17 protein-coding genes are annotated in these 20,417 nt (G+C 54.7%); 1 reads left to right on the top strand and 16 read right to left on the bottom strand.

The genetic code is table 11. The features are described 5' to 3' along the window. Positions 1 to 20: 20 nt before the first annotated feature. The gene (gene elaB, locus ACX8ZY_RS06850; RefSeq protein WP_010258091.1) at positions 21 to 332 is read right to left on the bottom strand and encodes a stress response protein ElaB; all 312 of its coding nucleotides are present in this window, start codon (positions 330 to 332) and stop codon (positions 21 to 23) included. A 335-nt stretch (positions 333 to 667) separates the two neighbouring features. On the opposite strand from elaB, the gene ACX8ZY_RS06845 reads away from it, so the two are divergent. After that, positions 668 to 2,326, top strand: a complete 1,659-nt coding sequence (locus ACX8ZY_RS06845; protein WP_029519710.1) for a glucan biosynthesis protein D — start codon at positions 668 to 670, stop codon at positions 2,324 to 2,326. Between the two features lie 32 nt (positions 2,327 to 2,358). Here the strand turns inward: ACX8ZY_RS06845 and ACX8ZY_RS06840 are convergent, their stop codons facing one another. The 15 genes from ACX8ZY_RS06840 to lrhA all read right to left on the bottom strand — a co-directional run bounded on the left by ACX8ZY_RS06840 (position 2,359) and on the right by lrhA (position 19,665). Further along, the gene (locus ACX8ZY_RS06840; RefSeq protein ID WP_154210339.1) at positions 2,359 to 2,817 is read right to left on the bottom strand and encodes a GNAT family N-acetyltransferase; all 459 of its coding nucleotides are present in this window, start codon (positions 2,815 to 2,817) and stop codon (positions 2,359 to 2,361) included. A 123-nt stretch (positions 2,818 to 2,940) separates the two neighbouring features. After that, on the bottom strand, positions 2,941 to 4,398 hold the full coding sequence (gene nuoN, locus ACX8ZY_RS06835) for an NADH-quinone oxidoreductase subunit NuoN (RefSeq protein WP_010258083.1): 1,458 nt from the start codon (positions 4,396 to 4,398) through the stop codon (positions 2,941 to 2,943). Positions 4,399 to 4,404: 6 nt separating this feature from the next. Continuing rightward, positions 4,405 to 5,925 carry an NADH-quinone oxidoreductase subunit M gene (nuoM, locus tag ACX8ZY_RS06830; RefSeq protein WP_010258081.1) on the bottom strand — a complete coding sequence of 507 codons (1,521 nt, stop codon included), beginning with the start codon at positions 5,923 to 5,925 and terminating at the stop codon, positions 4,405 to 4,407. A gap of 210 nt (positions 5,926 to 6,135) precedes the next feature. Beyond that, positions 6,136 to 7,971, bottom strand: a complete 1,836-nt coding sequence (gene nuoL / locus ACX8ZY_RS06825) for an NADH-quinone oxidoreductase subunit L (protein ID WP_158149159.1) — start codon at positions 7,969 to 7,971, stop codon at positions 6,136 to 6,138. Beyond that, the gene (nuoK, locus tag ACX8ZY_RS06820; protein ID WP_003854236.1) at positions 7,968 to 8,270 is read right to left on the bottom strand and encodes an NADH-quinone oxidoreductase subunit NuoK; all 303 of its coding nucleotides are present in this window, start codon (positions 8,268 to 8,270) and stop codon (positions 7,968 to 7,970) included. Before nuoK ends, nuoL begins: the two co-directional genes overlap by 4 nt. Next, positions 8,267 to 8,818, bottom strand: a complete 552-nt coding sequence (gene nuoJ, locus ACX8ZY_RS06815; protein WP_010258075.1) for an NADH-quinone oxidoreductase subunit J — start codon at positions 8,816 to 8,818, stop codon at positions 8,267 to 8,269. The genes nuoK and nuoJ overlap by 4 nt, the downstream gene beginning before the upstream one ends. A 10-nt stretch (positions 8,819 to 8,828) precedes the next feature. Beyond that, positions 8,829 to 9,371, bottom strand: coding sequence for an NADH-quinone oxidoreductase subunit NuoI (nuoI, locus tag ACX8ZY_RS06810; RefSeq protein ID WP_003854239.1), 543 nt, complete (start codon positions 9,369 to 9,371; stop codon positions 8,829 to 8,831). Positions 9,372 to 9,382: 11 nt separating this feature from the next. Further along, positions 9,383 to 10,360 carry an NADH-quinone oxidoreductase subunit NuoH gene (nuoH, locus tag ACX8ZY_RS06805; RefSeq protein WP_003854240.1) on the bottom strand — a complete coding sequence of 326 codons (978 nt, stop codon included), beginning with the start codon at positions 10,358 to 10,360 and terminating at the stop codon, positions 9,383 to 9,385. After that, positions 10,357 to 13,080: an NADH-quinone oxidoreductase subunit NuoG gene (gene nuoG / locus ACX8ZY_RS06800; RefSeq protein ID WP_158149158.1), complete on the bottom strand. Its 2,724-nt coding sequence runs from the start codon at positions 13,078 to 13,080 to the stop codon at positions 10,357 to 10,359. Before nuoG ends, nuoH begins: the two co-directional genes overlap by 4 nt. A 112-nt stretch (positions 13,081 to 13,192) precedes the next feature. After that, a complete protein-coding gene (nuoF, locus tag ACX8ZY_RS06795; RefSeq protein ID WP_029519446.1) occupies positions 13,193 to 14,533 on the bottom strand; it encodes an NADH-quinone oxidoreductase subunit NuoF in 1,341 nt (446 codons plus the stop codon). A gap of 2 nt (positions 14,534 to 14,535) precedes the next feature. Then, positions 14,536 to 15,051, bottom strand: coding sequence for an NADH-quinone oxidoreductase subunit NuoE (gene nuoE / locus ACX8ZY_RS06790; RefSeq protein WP_039388486.1), 516 nt, complete (start codon positions 15,049 to 15,051; stop codon positions 14,536 to 14,538). A 2-nt stretch (positions 15,052 to 15,053) separates the two neighbouring features. Beyond that, entirely contained in the window at positions 15,054 to 16,853 is a 1,800-nt protein-coding gene (gene nuoC / locus ACX8ZY_RS06785; RefSeq protein WP_010258063.1) for an NADH-quinone oxidoreductase subunit C/D, read from the bottom strand. Positions 16,854 to 16,966: 113 nt separating this feature from the next. Beyond that, positions 16,967 to 17,644 carry a NuoB/complex I 20 kDa subunit family protein gene (locus ACX8ZY_RS06780; protein WP_003854245.1) on the bottom strand — a complete coding sequence of 226 codons (678 nt, stop codon included), beginning with the start codon at positions 17,642 to 17,644 and terminating at the stop codon, positions 16,967 to 16,969. 15 nt (positions 17,645 to 17,659) lie between these two features. Further along, a complete protein-coding gene (locus ACX8ZY_RS06775; protein ID WP_010258058.1) occupies positions 17,660 to 18,103 on the bottom strand; it encodes an NADH-quinone oxidoreductase subunit A in 444 nt (147 codons plus the stop codon). Between the two features lie 638 nt (positions 18,104 to 18,741). Next, complete coding sequence (lrhA, locus tag ACX8ZY_RS06770; RefSeq protein ID WP_010258055.1) at positions 18,742 to 19,665, bottom strand: transcriptional regulator LrhA; 924 nt, start codon at positions 19,663 to 19,665, stop codon at positions 18,742 to 18,744. Positions 19,666 to 20,417: the final 752 nt, after the last annotated feature.

Below are 20,417 nucleotides of genomic sequence, written 5' to 3'. Positions count from 1 at the left end.
ACTGGGTCAGCGAATCGCGATTAACGACGCGCCAGCAGCAGACCAAGTACCAGACCGGCTGTTGCACCGATACCGACACCCTGCCACGGTTTTTCGTGCACGTAGTCGTCTGCACGGTAAGCCGCTTGTTTAGCGCGATAGTAGTAGCTATCGGACGCCTGGCTGACACGGGATTTCACATCGTTCAGCGCCTGTTCGGCTTTGCTCTTAAGCTCAATGTACTTCTGATCGGCCGGATCACCTGATGCCTTAAGAACTTCTTCCAGCGTTTCAGTCAGTAACGCAATATCGTCATCGAGGCCCGTTTCGAATTGATTTGTCTGATTTACCATCGTTTCCTCCGTGTGAATTGCAAAGCAGTTCATTAACTATAGTCATAATCTGGCGCTCTGCTGATTTCCTGCTCCAGGAATCACCTGATTTTTCATCTGTTAATCTTGCTCAGTGCAGGCTGTGCGCCGTTTCGCTACGCAAAGAAGTGTAAGACGCAGCGGCAACCGCGGAATTTCGCTTCGCTTCTTTGATTAATCTGATAAATTTTGTCGTGACTGAATTTTCCAGTAACCCTACTGTCGTACCCCTCTGTTGCCTGTGATTATCGGGCCATGAAAGTGCATTTTGCACGACAGTCACGACACCCTCGAACAGCTAAGGAATAATCTCTGGCATGAATCGAAGAATGTTTATGAAAGCGTCAATGGCCTTCTCCGCCGTCAGCGGCATGACCGGCCTGTCAACGCTGTTTGCGCAATCCGCATGGGCAGAAGATGGCATTGCTGACGGAACCGCCGTACGCTTCGATTTCGACGTATTGAAGAAAAACGCGGCTGCGCTGGCGAAAAAACCCTGGGGCGGAGCACCGGGCGCGCTGCCGGAGACGCTGGCCACACTGACCCCGCAGGCGTACAACGAAATTCAGTATGACGCCAACCACTCACTCTGGAACAACCTGCCCGACCGTCAACTGGACGTTCAGTTCTTCCATGTCGGTATGGGCTTCAAGCGGCGCATCCGCATGTTCTCTGTCGACGGCGAGAGTCGCGAAGCGCGCGAAATTCACTTCCGTCCCGAATTGTTCAACTACAACGACGCCAAAGTTGATACGAAGCAGCTGGAGGGCAAAACTGACCTCGGCTTCGCTGGTTTCCGCGCCTTTAAAAAACCGGAACTGGCCCGTCGCGACATCGTCTCCTTCCTTGGCGCAAGCTACTTCCGTGCCGTTGACGATACTTTCCAGTACGGCCTCTCGGCGCGTGGCGTAGCGATCAACACCTTCAGCAATGGCCAGGAGGAGTTTCCCGATTTCACCGCCTTCTGGTTTGAAACGCCAAAAGCGGAAGATACCACCTTTACCTGCTACGCCCTGCTGGATGGTGCCAGCGTCACCGGTGCTTATAAATTCATCATCCATTGCGAAGAGAAACGCGTGGTGATGGAGGTGGAAAACCACCTGTTTGCCCGTAAAGAGATCCGTCAGATTGGCATCTCGCCAATGACCAGTATGTTCAGCTGCGGCACCAACGAACGCCGCATGTGCAACACTTACCATCCGCAGATCCATGACTCCGATCGCCTGGCGATGTGGACCGGTAAAGGCGAATGGATTGCCCGCCCACTGAATAATCCTCAGCGTCTGCAGTTCAACGCCTATGAAGATGAGAATCCGCGTGGGTTTGGCCTGTTGCAGCTTAATCACGACTTCAAAGATTATCAGGATGTGATTGGCTGGTATGACAAACGTCCCAGCCTGTGGGTTGAGCCGGTCGGTAAGTGGGGCAAAGGCGCGATCAACCTGATGGAGATCCCGACCACGGGTGAAACGCTGGATAACGTGGTCTGCTTCTGGCAACCGGCTGAGCCGGTCAAAGCGGGCAGCGAGCTGAACTTCTCCTACAAGCTTTACTGGAGTGGTCTGCCGCCGGTGCGTAGCGGTCTGGCGCGCGTGGATGCAACCCGTACCGGTATCGGTGGTTTCCCGGAAGGCTGGGCGCCTGGCGAACACTTCCCGGAAACCTGGTGCCGCCGCTTCGCCATTGATTTTATTGGTGGCGATCTGCAGGCGGCTGCGCCGAAAGGGATTGAGCCGGTGATTACCGTTTCATCCGGTAGCGTGAAGCAGGTTGAGATTCTGTATGTCGATCCGCTTAAGGGCTATCGCATCCTGTTTGACTGGTATCCAAATAGCGATTCCACCGAGCCGGTAGAGATGCGTCTGTTCCTGCGCAGCAAAGATGAGACGCTGAGTGAAACCTGGCTCTATCAATATTTCCCGCCTGCGCCGGATCAGCGTAAATATGTCGACGACCGCCAGATGACGGTGGGTTGATGTAAACAGGCGAGGCTCAGGCCTCGCCTTTTTTATGGCGCGTTCTTCAGCATATCAACGTGAGGGATCCCATCTTCCAGGTAGTTCTCCCCCACCGCGACAAAGCCATGCTGCCCATAGAAACTTTCCAGATGCGCCTGCGCGGAGAGAAACAGATCGCGGCCCGGCCAGTGCTGCTGACAACTGTTGATCGCCTGCTCCATCAGACGATTCCCCAGCCGCGCACCACGAACCCGATCTGAAACAATCACCCGTCCGATTTTCACCGGGCTGGTCTCATCCTCCGGAGAGAGCAGTCGCGCATAGGCCACCAGCTGGTCATCCGCCATTCCCAGCAGATGCCGGTTTTCCGCCTGCAAATCTTTGCCATCCACATCAAGGTAAGCGCACTGCTGTTCCACCACAAACACGGCACTGCGCAACGCCAGCAGTGCATAGAGCTGTGAGAGGGTCAGTTCGCTATGGTGTTTATCCTGCCAGTTAATGTCCATGGTCTCTCCTTTAAACCACACACTCTACATCAGCGCGGTGTCGCCAGCACCTGCTGGTGACACTATCTTACAGGCAAAAAAAATCAGGCCCGGAGGCCTGATTCGTCAGTCGCAGCAACGCGCTTACATCAGCGGCTGAGCCATCTGCACCAGTCTGATCAGCGGCTGCGGGTAAACCCCTAACAGCAGCACCAGAATGGCAGAGATCAGTACCACCACACCACCGGCCGTAAATGCCCAGTTAGCCGGGGTATCACGTGTATGCAGTTCCGGCGGGCTGAGGTAGAGACTCACCGTCACGCGCAGATAGTAGTAGAGGCCAATCGCACTACCCGCGACTACAGCACCGGTCAGCCACCACAGGTGCGCACTGACGCCTGAAGCGATAACGTAGAATTTACCGATAAAGCCCAGCGTCATCGGGATACCCGCCAGTGACAGCATCATCACCGTCATCACCGCTGACAGAATAGGTCGATGCCAGAACAGGCCGCGGTAGGAGTAGAGCGAGTCAGCATCCGGGCCACGATACGGGCTGGACATCAGACTCACCACACCAAAGGCACCCAGGCTGCTGAACAGATAACCGGCCAGGTAAACGCCCGACGTTTCCAGCGACAGCTGATGATCTTTCACCGCAATCAGCGCCACCAGCAGATATCCGAGGTGGGCGATAGAGGAGTAACCCAGCAGACGCTTGATGTTGCTCTGCGAAATCGCCATCAGGTTACCAAACAGAATCGACACAAAGGCGATCATGGCCAGCACTGTGCGCACCGCTTCGCTGTCGGTCACCGGCGCATACATAAACAGACGCATGATGACACCGAAGATAGCAATCTTGCTGGCGGTGGCCAGGAAGGTTGAAACCGGCGCAGGCGCACCCTGATAAACATCGGGGGTCCAGAGGTGGAACGGAACCAGTGAGAGCTTAAAGCCCAGACCGATAATCATCATACCCAGACCCACCAGCAGCAGTGGCTCGTGGATCATGCTGTCAGTCAGGCTCTGGCCCAGCGCCACAAAGCTCAGGTTACCGGAGTCGGCGTAGATCAGCGCAATACCAAACAGCAGGAACGACGAGGCCGCCGCCGAAAGAATGGTGTACTTCAGTGCGGCTTCCAGTGAACGTTTCTGGCGGAAGGCGTAGCCAATCAGACCAAACAGCGGCAGCGAAAGCAGCTCAATACCGATGAACAGCGAAGCCAGATGGTTAGCACTGGCCAGCACGATGCCACCAAGTGCCGCAATGAGCACCAGCAGGTAGAACTCATCTTTGTTGTCCGGGAAGCCCGCCAGCCATGGATAGGCAAAGGTACAGGTCGCCAGACTCGCCAGCATGACCAGCGCGGTATAGAACATCGAATAGCCATCGACGCGCAGCAGCGGCGTGACATCCATCGCCCCGACCTGACCGACAAAGTAGAGCGAGAGCAGCGCCAGGTTCAGGCCAACTACCGTTAGCGTGGCGTTAACGAAGTGGTTGCGTCGCCAGGCAATGGACAGCATCACAACCACCACCGTCAATCCGACGATTAACAGCGGTAGCAACGCAATCAATTGGTGAGGAGTTATTGTCATGGCGAATTACGGCCTTGTAGTTGAAATTGAAGCGGTAAACCACTGCTGAATATTGCTCATGGCAGCGTGCGAAGTATCCAGAATCGGCTGTGGATAGACGCCCAGCAGCACCAGCAGCACCACCAGAACACCGATGGTCATAAACTCACGCGGTGACATGCCTGGCAGCGGATCTTTCGATTTCGCTTCGCCGTAATAAGCGCGCTGCATCATCACCAGCGAGTAAATCGAGGCAAACACCAGACCAAAGGTCGCGATGATGATAATCATCGGCACCACCTGGAAGCTGCCGGTCAGAATCATAAATTCGCCGACGAAGTTACCGGTGCCTGGCATACCGAGGTTGGCAACGGCAAAGAACAGCGACAGACCCGGAATCCATTTGATGCGCGACCACAGGCCACCCATCTGACGCATATCACGAGTATGCAGACGCTCATACAGCTGACCACACAGAATGAAGAGTGCTGCAGCGGAGAGACCGTGCGCAATCATCTGAATCACCGCGCCCTGCAGCGCCAGCTGGCTGCCGGTGTAGATGGCAATCAGCACAAAGCCCATGTGCGAAATCGAGGTGTAAGCAATCAGACGTTTGATATCAGTCTGCGAGAAGGCCATCCAGGCACCGTAGAAGATACCGATGATGCCTAACCACATGGCGATTGGCGCAAACTCGGCTGACGCATTCGGGAACAGCGGCAGACTGAAACGCAGTAAACCGTAAGCTGCGGTTTTCAGCAGGATACCCGCCAGATCAACAGAACCGGCCGTTGGCGCCTGACTGTGCGCATCCGGCAGCCAGCCGTGCAACGGTACCACCGGCATCTTCACCGCAAAGGCGATAAAGAAGCCCAGCATCAGCAGATATTCAACACCGCTCGACATTGGCGTCTGCAGCAGCTGTTCGTAGTTGAATGTCCAGACGCCAGTCGCGTTGTAGTGAACAAACACCAGGCCCAGAATCGCAATCAGCATCACCAGACCTGAAGCCTGGGTGTAGATGAAGAATTTGGTCGCAGCGGAAATACGGGTTTTGCCGTCCGATGCTTTATGACCCCAGAGCGCGATGAGGAAGTACATCGGCACCAGCATCATTTCCCAGAAGAAGAAGAACAGGAACAGGTCGATGGAGAGGAACACACCGATTACGCCGCCCAGGATCCACATCAGGTTCAGGTGGAAGAAGCCCTGATACTTTGAAATCTCATTCCATGAACAGAGCACCGCCATCAGACCGAGCAAGCCGGTCAGCACCACCATCAGCAGCGACAGGCCATCAATGGCTAAATGGAAGCTGATGCCGAAGCGTGGGATCCACGGAACGGAGAAACTTGACTGCCACTGCGGAATGCCCGCTGCCTGCGTCAGTGAATAGCCTCCCTGCAACCAGAGTTGCAGTGAAAGCGCCAACGTCAGCCCCATAGTGATCAGTGCGATCCAGCGTGGCACCTTCGCGCCGAGGCGCTCAGTGAGCCAGCAGATCAGACCACCGACGAAGGGTATGATAATTAGCCAAGGTAATAACACGGCACACTTCCCTTTTCTTTGTCTTAGTTCGGGCTATCTTACTTGCCATTTTGGCTCCCGGCAGTGCTCGCAATCCTCACATACCTCGGTATGCTCCGGTTGCTGTGCGCTGGCGGTAACCAAACTGGCCGCGACGATAACGCCCTTGCTCAGGACAATTTTTGACATTCTCAATGGGCAGATTAGCTAACCTGCCCCGCTCATCAATCTTTAAATCACCAGCAGCAGAGCCAGCACCAGCACGGCGCCCACGCTCATTGACGCAACGTACCAGCGCAGGTAGCCATTCTCACTGACTACCAGGCCTTTGTTGGCAATACGTGACAGCAGCGCAGGCAGGTTCATCAGGCCATTCAGTGGGTCGCGCTTCAGCAGCCACGCAATACCCAGATAAGGTTTGACGAACACTTTATCGTAGAGCCAGTCGAAGCCCCAGGCCGCAAACCACCATGTGCCGAAGAAACGGCCTGGTGCACTGTTTGCGATACGGGTAACCAGCTCACGTTTGCCCAGCCACAGCGCGGCAGCGATCAGAATGCCGACAATCGCTACGACGCCCGAGGTGATTTCAAGTCCCACTTTGCCCGCTTCACCGAACTCATTGGCTGGCAGTACCCCTGCCAGCGGCGGCGTGATCAGCGCACCAATAAAGGTGGAGAGCAGCAGCAGCACAATCAGCGGCAGATGATGGGTAATACCCTTACCGGCGTGCGCATGAATTTTCTCTTCGCCGTGGAACACGATGAAGATCATACGGAAGGTATAGATAGAGGTCAGGAACGCCCCCACCAGACCCGCAACCATGAGGTTGATGTGACCGTTAGCCAGTGCGCCAAACAGGATCTCATCTTTACTGTAGAAGCCCGCCGTAATCAGCGGCAGTGCCGCCAGCGCCGCGCCGCCCACCAGGAAGCAGGTGTAGACCAGCGGAATGCTCTTACGCAGGCCACCCATTTTGAAAATGTTCTGCTCGTGATGGCAGGCCAGAATCACTGAACCCGAAGAGAGGAACAGCAACGCTTTAAAGAAGGCGTGCGTCATCAGATGAAAAATCGCCGCATCCCACGCCTGAACACCCAGCGCCAGGAACATGTAGCCAATCTGGCTCATGGTGGAGTAAGCGAGAACACGTTTGATGTCGGTCTGTACCAGCGCGGCAAAGCCTGCCAGCACCAGGGTAATCGCCCCGATAATCCCGACCAGATGCAGCACTTCCGGCGTCAGCAGGAAGAGACCGTGGCTACGGGCAATCAGGTAGACACCTGCTGTCACCATGGTCGCGGCGTGGATCAGTGCCGAAACCGGTGTCGGACCGGCCATTGCATCTGCCAGCCAGGTCTGTAACGGCAGCTGAGCCGATTTACCGACCGCGCCACCCAGCAGCATCAGCGTTGCCCACTGCAGCATATGGTTATCTGCGGCAAAGTGCGTAGGAGCCAGCTCCATCATCTCGCGGAAGTTCAGCGTGCCCAGCTCGTTGTAGAGGATGAACAGACCAAATGCCAGGAAGACGTCGCCCACGCGGGTAATGATGAACGCTTTCATCGCCGCTTTGCCGTTTTCCGGATTGCTGTAGTAGAAACCGATCAGCAGATAAGAGCAGAGTCCTACCCCTTCCCAGCCCAGATACATCAGCATCAGGTTATCGGCCAGCACCAGAACAACCATGCTGGCGATAAACAGGTTGGTATAGGCGAAGAAGCGGGAGTAGCCCTCTTCTCCACGCATGTACCAGGAGGCGAACATGTGAATGAAGAAACCGACACCGGTTACGACAGACAGCATGGTCAGCGACAGGCCATCCAGCGTCAGGTTCACCTTCATGTCGAAGTTGCCGACATGCATCCAGGTCCAGAGCGCCTGCGTGTAGGCTTGCTGGCCGTTGGCGAAGAAGTCAAAACCGACCATAGCCGTGGTCAGGGCCGCCAGACCCACGGATCCCATACCAATCGTGGCCGACAGGTTCTCTGACCAGCGACCGCGCGAAAACGCTAACAGCAGAAAGCCGATCAGCGGAAACAAGACAGTTAAATAGAGAAGATTCATCCGCGCATCTCGCTCACAGTATCAATGTTCAGCGTCTGACGACGACGATAGAGCTGAAGCAGCAGTGCCAGACCAATACTGGCTTCCGCTGCCGCCAGGCTGATCGCCAGGATATACATCACCTGTCCATCGGCCTGACCCCAATAGCTCCCGGCAACCACCAGGGCTAAGGCGGCGGCGTTGATCATGATTTCAAGGCCGATCAGCATAAACAGCAGATTGCGGCGTATTACCAGCGACGTCAGTCCAAGGACAAACAGCACGGCAGCAAGAATCAATCCATGTTGTAACGGGATCATGCGTTCTCCTTTTTCACCTGAGCGGCGTCAGCATTACGGTTACTCAGGACTTCGCCCTGACGCTCTTCGCGACCGATATGGAACGCCACGACCAGACCCGCCAGCAGCAGCATTGAGGCCAGTTCAACCGCCAGTACGTAAGGACCGAACAGGCTGATGCCGACCGCTTTGGCGTCGATGATGGTGCCATCGATGCCCTGATCGTTGGCAGTCAGAATGGCGTAGACCATTACGACCAGCAGCAGCAATGAGACGATACCCGGGCCAATCCACAGTGACGGGCTGAGCCACTCACGCTCCTGCTTCTCGGTCTGCTTGCCTAAGTTCAGCATCATGACCACGAAGACGAACAGCACCATAATGGCACCGGCGTAGACGATGATCTCCAGCGCACCGGCAAAATAGGCTCCCATAGAGAAGAAGACGCCCGCGATCGATAACAGCGAAACGATCAGGTACAGCAACGCATGTACCGGATTAGTGTGGGTAATGACGCGCAACGTCGTCAGCACCGCCACCAGCCCGCAAAGATAAAACGCAAATTCCATGCCTTGCTCCTTAAGGTAATAAGCCTTTGACGTCGATAGGCTTCGCTTCGTTTTCTGCTTCGCCCTTATCTTTACCGTCAATCGCCATACCTGCCATGCGGTAGAAGTTGTACTCCGGATATTTACCCGGCCCCGAAATCAGCAGATCGTCCTTCTCATACACCAGATCCTGACGCTTAAACTCACCCAGTTCGAAATCGGGGGTCAGCTGAATCGCCGTGGTTGGACAGGCTTCCTCACACATGCCGCAGAAGATGCAGCGTGAGAAGTTGATACGGAAGAACTCCGGGTACCAGCGGCCATCTTTGGTTTCAGCTTTCTGCAGCGAGATACAGCCAACCGGACAGGCAACCGCACACAGGTTACAGGCGACGCAACGCTCCTGACCATCCGGATCGCGGGTTAACACGATACGGCCACGATAGCGGGGTGGCAGATAAACCGGCTCTTCCGGATACATCTGAGTTTCACGTTTGGCGAAGGCGTGCAGCCCGATCAGCCAGATACTGCGAACTGTCGTGCCAAAGCCTACGACAATATCTTTCAAAGTCATTTGTTAACCCCTTACGGCGCTGTGTAGAGAATCACTGCGGCAGTCGCCAGCAGGTTCAACAGCGTCAACGGCAGACACACTTTCCAGCCGAATGACAGCACCTGGTCGTAGCGTGGGCGCGGAAGCGCAGCACGAATCAGGATGAACATCATCATAAAGAACGCCGTTTTCAGGGCGAACCAGATGAACGGCGGCAGGAATGGGCCGTGCCAGCCACCAAAGAACAGCGTCACAATCAGCGCTGAAACGGTGGTGATCGCCACATATTCGCCGACAAAGAACAGGCCGAACTTCATACCGGCATATTCGATGTGATAACCGTCCGCCAGTTCCTGCTCCGCTTCTGGCTGGTCAAACGGATGACGGTGACACACCGCCACGCCAGCAATACAAAAGGTCACGAAACCGAAGAACTGCGGAATGATGTTCCACAGGTGCGTCTGGCTGTTGACGATATCGTTCATATTGAACGAGCCCGCCTGCGCTACCACACCCATCAGCGACAGACCCAGGAACACTTCGTAGCTCAGGGTCTGCGCCGAGGCGCGCATCGCGCCCAGCAGCGAGTATTTATTATTACTCGACCAGCCGGCAAACAGCACCGCGTAGACCGCAAGGCCCGCCATCATCAGGAAGAACAGCAGACCGATATTCAGGTCTGTCACCATCCAGGTTGGCGAAACCGGCACGATAGCAAAGGCCAGCAGCAGTGAAACAAAGGCGATAACCGGCGCAAGGGTAAAGATAAAGCGGTCGGTAAACGGCGGAACCCAGTCCTCTTTAAAGAACATTTTGATCATGTCCGCTACCAGCTGGAGCGAGCCGCCCCAGCCTACGCGGTTTGGTCCGTAACGGTTCTGGAACAGGCCGAGCAGACGACGCTCGGCGAAGCTCATGAACGCGCCGCAGGCCACAACCACCAGCAGAATCACGATGGCTTTAACAATGGCCAGCAGAATGTCGATAACGTCCGGTGTTAACCAGCTCATTGCGCCGCCTCCTGCAGAGTGTCGATTTTACCGTTCGCCAGGAATGGCGGAACGCCCGGCATGCCCAGCGGCAGACCAATCTGTCCCGCCTGCAGTGACGCCGAGAAACGGACCGGCAGACGCACTGTCTCACCGGCACAGATGAACTCAACCGCCGCGCCATTGTTGACGCCCAGCTTCGCTGCATCTTCCGGGTTAATCACCAGTGCAGGCGGTGCCATACGCTGCTGGAAGACCGGTGAACGCTGTGACATCTCTTCGCTACCAAACAGCTGGTAGAGAGGAGCCACGCGCCACTGCGCTTCACTGAGGAATGCCGCCGGAACGTTGCTGAACCAGGGCAGACTGGCTGCGCTGGCTTCAAACAGCCGTACACCCGGATCGCCATTACGCAGTTTGCCGCCCACTTCAACCTGGAACTTGTTCCACGCCTGCGGTGAGTTCCAGCCCGGTGCCCAGGCAAACGGAATCTGCGAACGCGGTGCGCCTGGCTGGTTGTTCCCTTCCATTGAGAAGGCGAACATCGTGTCCTGATCCTGCGGCTGACGCGGTTCGTGCACGCTGATATTGGCGCGCGCCGCGGTACGGCCACTGGCACGGTGCGGTGAACGCGACAGTTTCTGTCCGCGAATACGGAAGCTGGCATCCGGTGCCGCATCCTTGATTCCGGCCAGTTGTGGCAGATGACTGACCACCGCATCGATCACGTGGTCCAGCTGCGTCCAGTCGACGTGACGGCTTTCCAGCGTGCTGTGCAGCGAATGCAGCCAGCGCCAGCTCTCCAGCATCACTACGTTGTTGTCATAGTAAGAAGGATCGTAAACCTGGAAGAAACGCTGTGCGCGGCCTTCATGGTTGATCGAGGTGCCATCACTTTCGGCGAAGCTGGCGGTTGATAACACCAGACCCGCTTTCTCCAGCGTCGCGGTGCGCTGATGATCAACCACAATCACGTTAGTGGTCTGGGCCAGCGCCGCATCCACCAGCGCTTTCGGTGCATGGCGATAGAGGTCATTTTCCAGTACTACCAGCGCATCGGCTTCACCGTTGCTCAGTTGCTCCAGCGCGCTTTCCAGAGGATTGCCGCCCATCAGGCCAAGACCCACACTGTTGGCGTGTCCCGCCAGCAGCGTAATCCCGACGTCGGCACCGCGCGCTTTGAGCGCTTTGGCCACGTTGGCAGCCGCTTCGATCATCGCGCTGCTGCCGGAATGGGTCCCGGAAATAATTAACGGTTTTTTCGCGCCGGCCAGCGCCTGCACGATGACATCCATCTTGCCGTTCAGTTTGCTGTCGAAATCGGTCACCGCCGGGGCGGTTTCATCCAGCGCACTGGCGATAGCGAAACCGAGACGCGCCTGATCTTCAACCGGTGCGCGATAGCTCCATGCCGCGATATCATCCAGACGGGTTTCATCGACGTTAGTGATAAACAGCGGATGTTTCGCATTCTGACCGATGTTCAGGATCGCGGCGATCTGCCAGTCTGCCACTTTCTGAGCGGCAGCCATGTCGCGCGCTTTGCCTTTCACGGCCTGACGCACTGACAGCGCCACGCGTGCGCCCACCTGGGTCAGATCTTCGCCCAGCACCAGCACCGCATCGTAGCTTTCAATTTCACGCAGCGATGGCGTATAGATACCGCCCTCACGCAGAATTTTCAGCATCAGTTCAAGCCGGGCCTGCTCGCCCGCTGGCATGCCGGTAGAGAAGTTCTCTGCACCGACCAGTTCACGCAGCGCGAAGTTACTTTCGATGCTGGCGCGCGGCGAGCCGATACCGATCACTTTTTTCGCCTGACGCAGCAAATCTGCACCGGCATTGACCGCCTGCTCTGCGTTCAGCGTCACCCAGTCGTTGCCGCGCAGCAGCATCGGCTGGCGTGGGCGATCTTTACGGTTCACGTAGCCATAGCCAAAGCGGCCACGGTCACACAGGAAATAGTGGTTTACGGTGCCGTTATAACGGTTTTCGATACGGCGTAACTCACCATAACGCTCACCCGGGCTGGTGTTACAGCCCACACTGCACTGCTGGCAGATGCTCGGCGCAAACTGCATATCCCATTTACGGTTATAGCGTTCGGAGTGCGTTTTATCGGTGAAGACGCCGGTCGGGCAGATTTCAACCAGGTTACCGGAGAATTCGCTCTCCAGCGTGCCATCTTCCGGACGACCGAAGTAGACGTTGTCGTGTGCGCCGTAGACACCCAGATCCTTGCCATCGGCATAATCTTTGTAGTAACGCACGCAGCGGTAACAGGCGATACAGCGGTTCATCTCATGGGAGATGAACGGGCCGAGATCCTGATTACGGTGGGTACGTTTGGTGAAGCGATAGCGGCGGAAGCTGTGGCCGGTCATTACTGTCATATCCTGCAGGTGACAGTTACCGCCCTCTTCACACACCGGACAGTCGTGCGGGTGGTTGGTCATCAGCCACTCCACCACGCTTTCGCGGAACTCTTTTGCTTCGCCATCATCGATGGAGATGAATGTGCCGTCAGAGGCCGGCGTCATGCAGGACATGACAAGACGGCCGCGGGTATCTTCGGCATTCTGGAATTGCTTTACCGCACACTGGCGGCAGGCCCCAACGCTTCCCAGCGCCGGATGCCAGCAAAAGTAAGGAATATCAAGGCCCAGAGAGAGACATGCCTGTAGCAGGTTGTCCGCTCCGTTCACATCATACTCTTTACCGTCTACATGAATTGTAGCCATAGTGACATGCTTCCGTAAGGCTCGTCAGAGACGAGCGTTAATCATATTCTTGCCCCGACGCACGACATTGTCGGGGCGGCGGCACCAGGCCTGTTCCGTGTTCTTCGGCGAATTACCAGCGCGCTTTCAGCAGGTTTGGCTGGATCCCGCCAATGGCGCGGGTATTGCCAAACACCTGCGGTGCCATGCCGGCTTCAAACTCTTCACGGAAATATTTAATCGCACTCTGCAGGGGCTCAACCGCACCCGGCGCATGCGCACAGAAGGTTTTACCCGGGCCAAGCTGACGGCAGAGTTGCAGTAAGGTTTCGATATCGCCTGGCTGACCCTGCTTCTGCTCCAGCGCACGCAGAATTTTGACGCTCCACGGCAGGCCATCGCGACACGGTGTACACCAGCCGCACGACTCACGGGCAAAGAACTCTTCCAGGTTACGCACCAGCGAGACCATGTTGATCTCGTGATCGACCGCCATCGCCAGCGCCGTACCCAGACGACTGCCCGCTTTGCCGATGCTGGCAAACTCCATGGGCAGATCCAGGTGCTGGTCGGTCAGGAAGTCAGTCCCTGCCCCGCCGGGCTGCCAGGCTTTGAACTTCAGTCCGTCACGCATACCGCCCGCATAATCTTCAAGGATTTCACGTGCGGTGATACCAAATGGCAGCTCCCAGACGCCGGGATTTTTAACCCGTCCGGAGAAGCCCATCATTTTGGTACCGGCATCTTCGCTTTTAGAGATGTTTTTGTACCACTCCACGCCGTTGGCCAGAATCGCCGGAACGTTGGAGAGGGTTTCCACGTTGTTCACGCAGGTCGGTTTGCCCCACGCGCCCGCACTCGCCGGGAATGGCGGTTTCGAACGCGGATTTGCACGACGGCCTTCCAGTGAGTTAATCAGTGCCGTCTCTTCGCCGCAGATATAACGACCTGCGCCGGTGTGGACGATCAACTCAAAGTCGAAGCCGGTACCGAGAATATTTTTACCGATATAGCCCGCTTCCGTCGCTTCAGCAATCGCACGACGCAGATGCACCGCGGCTTCAATGTATTCGCCACGTAAGAAGATATAGCCACGGTAAGCCTTCAGCGCAAAGGCGCTGATCAGCATGCCTTCCACCAGCTGGTGAGGCATCTGCTCCATCAGCAGGCGGTCTTTATAGGTGCCCGGCTCCATCTCATCGGCGTTACACAGCAGGTAACGGATATTCATCGACTCATCTTTCGGCATCAGGCTCCACTTCAGCCCGGTGGAGAAGCCCGCACCGCCGCGCCCTTTCAGGCCTGAATCTTTTACTGCCGCAACGATTTCATCCTGCGACATGCTTTTCAGCGCTTTTTCCGCACCGGCATAGCCGTTTTTACTGCGATATTCGTCAAGCCAGACAGGTTGCTTGTCGTCACGCATCCGCCAGGTCAGCGGATGGGTTTCTGCAGTGCGAATGATCTGTTTAATTGTCATTGATACTGCTCCAGCAAACCAGGGATGCCTTCCGGCGTCAGATGCACATGCGTGTCTTCATCCACCATCATCGTTGGCCCCTTATCGCAGTTACCCAGACAGCAGGTTGGCAGCAGTGTAAAGCGGCCATCGGCAGTGGTCTGACCCGGTTTGATATTCAGTTGCTGTTCCAGTGCTGACTGGATGCCCTGATAACCGGTGATATGACAGACCACGCTGTCACAGTAACGGATCACATGACGGCCAACCGGCTGACGGAAGATCTGGCTGTAAAATGTCGCCACACCTTCAACATCACTCGCCGGGATACCCAGAACCTCGGCAATCGCATTGATGGCGCCGTCCGGCACCCATCCGCGCTGTTTCTGCACGATCTTCAGCGCTTCAATCGAGGCTGCACGCGCATCTTCGTAGTGGTGTTTTTCGTGCTCAATGGCGTGATGCTCTTCCGCGCTCAGCACGAAGACCTCGTTAGGGTCGATCGTTTTAATGGCAATGTTTTGATCGTGCATAATTAGCGGTCCACGTCTGACATAACAAAATCGATACTACCCAGATATACGATCAGGTCGGATACCAGGCTGCCACGGATTACTGAAGGAATCTGCTGCAGATGCGGGAAGCTCGGCGTACGCACGCGGGTGCGGTAGCTCATGGTGCTGCCATCGCTGGTCAGGTAGTAGCTGTTGATCCCTTTCGTCGCTTCAATCATCTGGAACGACTCATTGGCTGGCATCACCGGCCCCCACGAAACCTGCAGGAAGTGCGTGATCAGCGTTTCAATGTGCTGCAGCGTGCGCTCTTTCGGTGGCGGCGTGGTCAGCGGATGATCCGCTTTAAACGGACCCTCTGGCATGTTGTTGAGACACTGCTCAAGAATGCGCAGCGACTGCCACATCTCTTCCATTTTCAGCATGACGCGGCTGTAAGCATCGCTGATGCCGTCGCCGACCGGGATTTCAAAATCGAAGTTTTCGTAGCCGGAGTAGGGACGCCATTTACGTACGTCAAAGTCGAGACCGGTAGCACGCAGACCAGCACCGGTAGTGCCCCACGCCAGCGCCTCTTCCATGTTGTAAGCAGCAACGCCTTTGGAACGGCCAATCAGTACGCTGTTGCGCAGTGCCGCTTTGTCATACTCTTTAAGACGTTTTGGCATCCAGTCGAGGAAGTCACGCAGCAGACGTTCCCAGCCTCGCGGCAGGTCATGCGCGACACCACCGATGCGGAACCACGCCGGGTGCATACGGAAACCGGTAATCGCCTCAACCACGTCATAGATTTTCTGACGGTCGGTAAAGGCAAAGAACACCGGCGTCATGGCCCCGACGTCCTGAATAAAGGTGGAGATATAAAGCAGGTGGCTGTTGATGCGGAACAGCTCAGAGAGCATCACGCGGATTACATTAACGCGATCGGGCACCACGATACCGGCCAGTTTCTCCACCGCCAGTACGTACGGCATTTCGTTTACGCAGCCGCCGAGGTACTCGATGCGGTCAGTGTAAGGAATGTAGCTGTGCCACGACTGACGCTCGCCCATCTTTTCGGCACCACGATGGTGATAGCCGATGTCAGGCACGCAGTCGACAATCTCTTCACCATCCAGCTGCAGAATGATGCGGAACGCACCGTGCGCCGACGGGTGGTTAGGCCCGAGGTTCAGGAACATGAAGTCTTCGTTGGTGGTGCTGCGCTTCATGCCCCAGTCTTCAGGCTTAAAGGTCAGCGCTTCCATCTCCAGATCTTCTTTCTGTTTGGTCAGCGTAAACGGATCGAATTCGGTGGCGCGCGCCGGGTAATCTTTACGCAGCGGATGGCCTTCCCAGGTCGACGGCATCATGATGCGCGTCAGATGCGGGTGGCCATCAAAGGTGATACCAAACATCTCCCAGGTTTCACGCTCATACCAGTTGGCATTAGGGAAAAGGCGGGTGATGGTCGGCAGATGCATATCGTTTTCAGAGAGTGCCACCTTGAGCATGATGTCGCGGTTGCGTTCAATCGACAGCAGGTGGTAGAAAACGGAAAAATCCGCCGCAGGCAGGCCTGCACGGTGGGTACGTAAACGCTCATCCACACCATGCAGGTCATACAGCATGACGTAAGGCTTGGGTAATTTACGCAGGAACTCGATAATTTCCAGTATCTGTTCACGCTTCACCCACACCACCGGAATACCGGTACGGGTTGGCTGAACAGTGAAGGCATCCGGCCCAAAACGGTTACGCAACTCGCCGATCACCGGGTCATCAAGGTGATCACGGGTTTGCCATGAAGGCTGAGCGAGATCTTGCGTGGTCAAATCTGTCATACGTTACTCACCATTCCGGCCTGGTCTCAGGCACTCAAATGAAGGCGTCAGGATGGGGCCATGCATTAAATTGTGATGTTCTGCTGCAGGCGCTGTTTTCCATCCATACGGTTTTAAACTTCGTCCGGGCTGCGCAGGTTTGTGACTGCAATGCGCTCGCCGCGTTTTCTTTCACGCTCAGATGGCATGTTGGCGCGATAAACGCCCTGATCGCCAACCACCCATGAGAGCGGACGGCGCTCTTTGCCGATCGACTCCTGCAACAGCAGCAGTGCCTGCATATACGCTTCAGGACGTGGCGGACAGCCAGGAATATAAACATCGACCGGCAGGAATTTATCGACACCCTGCACCACGGAATAGATGTCATACATGCCGCCAGAGTTAGCGCAGGCACCCATGGAGATCACCCATTTGGGTTCCAGCATCTGATCATACAAACGCTGAATAACCGGGGCCATTTTGGTGAACGGCGTACCGGCAATGACCATGAAATCGGCCTGACGTGGCGAAGCGCGCATAACTTCGGCGCCAAAACGTGCCACGTCGTGGACCGCGGTGAATGATGTTGTCATCTCAACGTAACAACAGGACAGGCCAAAGTTATAAGGCCAGAGGGAGTTTTTACGCCCCCAGTTCACCATGTCATGCAGGGCATTTTCAAGTTTGCCCATATAAACGCTGCGATGAACGTGCTGCTCCAGCGGATCGCTGACGATTTCCTGCTTTTGCAGAGGATAACGGTCGTTCTCACCACCGTTCGGGTCTATGCGGGTGAGCGTATAGTCCATCTTATTGCCTCTCTTTTACTGCTTATGAGGATTGGTGTGGCTGACCGTAGTGGTTTTGACCACCACGCGACGGCGAGCTGGAGCCCAGTCCAGTGCGCCAATGCGTACCAGATAGACCAGACCCGCCAGGAGCACCAAAATGAAAATTGCGGCTTCCACAAAGCCGATCCAACCGCTTTCACGGATTGAAGTCGCCCATGCGTATAAAAAGAGGGCTTCGACGTCGAAGATGACGAAAAACATCGCAACCAGATAAAATTTCGCCGACAGGCGGATATGGGTATCACCAACGGATTCAATGCCCGATTCGAATGGCGTGTCTTTGTAGCGGGCGCGCGCTCTGCCGCCAAGCAGCCATCCTCCGGTCAGCATGAAAGCACACAGGCCAAAGGCAATAACGATAAATACGATAAACGCCCAGTGCTGAGCGATGATTTCGGTGGTAGTTGACATACTCATTGCTTACTCATCAAAAGTGGCGCTGGCATCCTGCACGCGTTTCCCGCAGCAAACTGACCACATCGATTCAAGGGAAGGATAAAAACCTTTCAAATGTCGCTGTTATTACGTAATAAGCAGCTATTTTATGGGGTTTTTTACTCCTTTCTATAACCTTTTGTCAACTTTGACAAAAGTATCCAAACATTATTTCACACCTGCATCATATTATTAACAAATGATGCCCCGCTTTCCAGCTAAATCGCTTCAGTCTGTAGGGTTAATTTTAGTGTAGCGGGTATTCACATGCATGGATCGTGCATTTAACAAACATATTTTGACAGGTATCACTGAATTTTCCCTCCCCTTTCCAGGGCTATTTTTTTGATCCAGAACACACTTTTGCCCTTTATGCGTTAATTTTCCCCACCTGAAACGGTGATTCGGAACAAAGCGTTCGGTTTTTTGGTCTGGATGTTTCAATTAAGCAGGTGGTGAAACTTTTTTAGTCGGGTCAGGAGAGGCAGATGAGCAGTAAGGAACATCGGACGAGGGTCAGGCACAAAAAAGCCTCTCGTTCTTTTCAGGGAAGGAGAGGCTTATTTATAAGCGTTTATTAAGGCAATCACGCAGGTATTGAGTACAACACGTTAGCGAAATTACTCTTCGTCATCCAGCAACAGTGAACCGTCGGGATTATTGCTCAGGTTATAAGGATCATTGGTGGACTGCATGGCATTGAAGATAGCCAGCGCCAGTTCATTATCGCTGTCAGGATTACGGCACAGCAGATATTGCGTATCCGGCAGTACCGGCAGTCCTTCAGCTGCACCCATAACACGCAGTTCCGGGCTCATCATCTCGACCGGACGTGCCGTCACGCCCAGTCCCGCTTTCACCGCTGCGCGTACTGCAGCCAGTGTGGAAGCGACATAAGAGATACGCCACGGGATGCCCGCTTCGTTGAGATGATCGATAGCCATATCACGATAAGGACTTGGCTCATCCAGCAATACCAGTGGAATGGCTTCGCCACGCTGGAAGATATAATCCGCTGCGCAGTACCACAAGGTAGGTGAAGTACGCAGTACCTGATAGGTAAAATTGCCCGGGCTGGAAGTCGTCACAACCAGGTCCACTTCACCCTGATTGAGCATTTCCATCATAAATGGATTACGTTTAACCCGCACATCGATTGCCAGTTTCGGATAAACCGAGGTCACCCGGTTTAGCAGGAACGGCAGAATAGTGTCAGAGGTGTCATCAGAGGCGCCAATAGTCAGCACGCCCTGAATGTTGCTGTACATCAGAGATGTGCAGGCTTCGTCGTTAAAACGAAGAATTTTTCTCGCATAGCCTAAAAGCTGGATACCGTGCTCTGTCAGAAGCTTATTACGTCCATGTCTGGCAAACAGCTCTTTACCTACCAATTGTTCCAGACGCTGCATCTGCTGACTGACTGCTGACTGGGTTCTGCAGACCGCTGCAGCAGCAGCTGCAAAGGTATTCAAATCCGCAACGGCAACGAAGGTTCTCAGCAGATCGAGGTCGAGATTCAGTATCGGACGATTTGCATTAGTCATGTTTTTTCTTCACTTATAAGATTTTTACGAACTACTACCCTGGTGTTATCACAAGCTTATCAAAGTGATAAGCAGTAATGGTGCTCAATGACAGTCCTGTGTGAAGACTGACACAAAAAAAGTTTATGTGGATCCTGCACTGTTGACTCCTCTGAAGGGTCATAGTGCTATTCAAGACAGATACAACTTCTGAACCGATGGCGCTGGGTGCGCAAATGCAGGAAGCTGCGTAGTTGTCTTATTCCCACCAGAAAGAATCGTGTGGGATAGAAAGCGCACTTTACGGGCTATCAAAGCGAAGCGGCAAAGTGCACTAAATAATAAATTATACTTAATCATTTTTGACTTCAAAATGGAAATGATTTTGTGAAAAGCGCTGTAAATTTTGTGCTAAAGGCATTTCCAGACCCTTATGCCACATTATTGATCACTTTTTAAGCCTTCAGCGTTCTGAAATTTAGTGAGGAAGTGTTAAGTACGGCTCACAATCCTGCAATAAAGGTGCCATATGAAGCTCTGCTTTTGGCACTTTTCCGGCGAACACAAGGCCTTAAACACGCCACTCTTAAGCAGCGTTAAGGCGTAATCTTCAGGCACGTTATAAAATCGTCCATAATTTGAACATTTATAAAATATCCTTTAACTATTTCTCTAAGTGTATATTTCAGGTGCAAAGAAAAGTTCCATTTCAATAACTTCCAGATAGCGTTCATGATGCTAAAGCCATATGTCGGTTCAGCAGCGCTTTGGAC

This window comes from Pantoea sp. XAF26B01_ASV70, from assembly GCF_054512635.1.
The sequence above is the reverse complement of the archived record's forward strand: the minus strand, read 5'-3'. Positions and strand labels throughout refer to the sequence as shown.

Coding starts and splice junctions, on each gene's coding strand:
- elaB (WP_010258091.1), bottom strand. CDS start 332: ATGGTAAATCAGACAAATCAATTCGAAACGGGCCTCGATGACGATATT.
- ACX8ZY_RS06845 (WP_029519710.1), top strand. CDS start 668: ATGAATCGAAGAATGTTTATGAAAGCGTCAATGGCCTTCTCCGCCGTC.
- ACX8ZY_RS06840 (WP_154210339.1), bottom strand. CDS start 2,817: ATGGACATTAACTGGCAGGATAAACACCATAGCGAACTGACCCTCTCA.
- nuoN (WP_010258083.1), bottom strand. CDS start 4,398: ATGACAATAACTCCTCACCAATTGATTGCGTTGCTACCGCTGTTAATC.
- nuoL (WP_158149159.1), bottom strand. CDS start 7,971: ATGAATCTTCTCTATTTAACTGTCTTGTTTCCGCTGATCGGCTTTCTG.
- nuoK (WP_003854236.1), bottom strand. CDS start 8,270: ATGATCCCGTTACAACATGGATTGATTCTTGCTGCCGTGCTGTTTGTC.
- nuoJ (WP_010258075.1), bottom strand. CDS start 8,818: ATGGAATTTGCGTTTTATCTTTGCGGGCTGGTGGCGGTGCTGACGACG.
- nuoI (WP_003854239.1), bottom strand. CDS start 9,371: ATGACTTTGAAAGATATTGTCGTAGGCTTTGGCACGACAGTTCGCAGT.
- nuoH (WP_003854240.1), bottom strand. CDS start 10,360: ATGAGCTGGTTAACACCGGACGTTATCGACATTCTGCTGGCCATTGTT.
- nuoG (WP_158149158.1), bottom strand. CDS start 13,080: ATGGCTACAATTCATGTAGACGGTAAAGAGTATGATGTGAACGGAGCG.
- nuoE (WP_039388486.1), bottom strand. CDS start 15,051: ATGCACGATCAAAACATTGCCATTAAAACGATCGACCCTAACGAGGTC.
- nuoC (WP_010258063.1), bottom strand. CDS start 16,853: ATGACAGATTTGACCACGCAAGATCTCGCTCAGCCTTCATGGCAAACC.
- ACX8ZY_RS06780 (WP_003854245.1), bottom strand. CDS start 17,644: ATGGACTATACGCTCACCCGCATAGACCCGAACGGTGGTGAGAACGAC.
- ACX8ZY_RS06775 (WP_010258058.1), bottom strand. CDS start 18,103: ATGAGTATGTCAACTACCACCGAAATCATCGCTCAGCACTGGGCGTTT.
- lrhA (WP_010258055.1), bottom strand. CDS start 19,665: ATGACTAATGCAAATCGTCCGATACTGAATCTCGACCTCGATCTGCTG.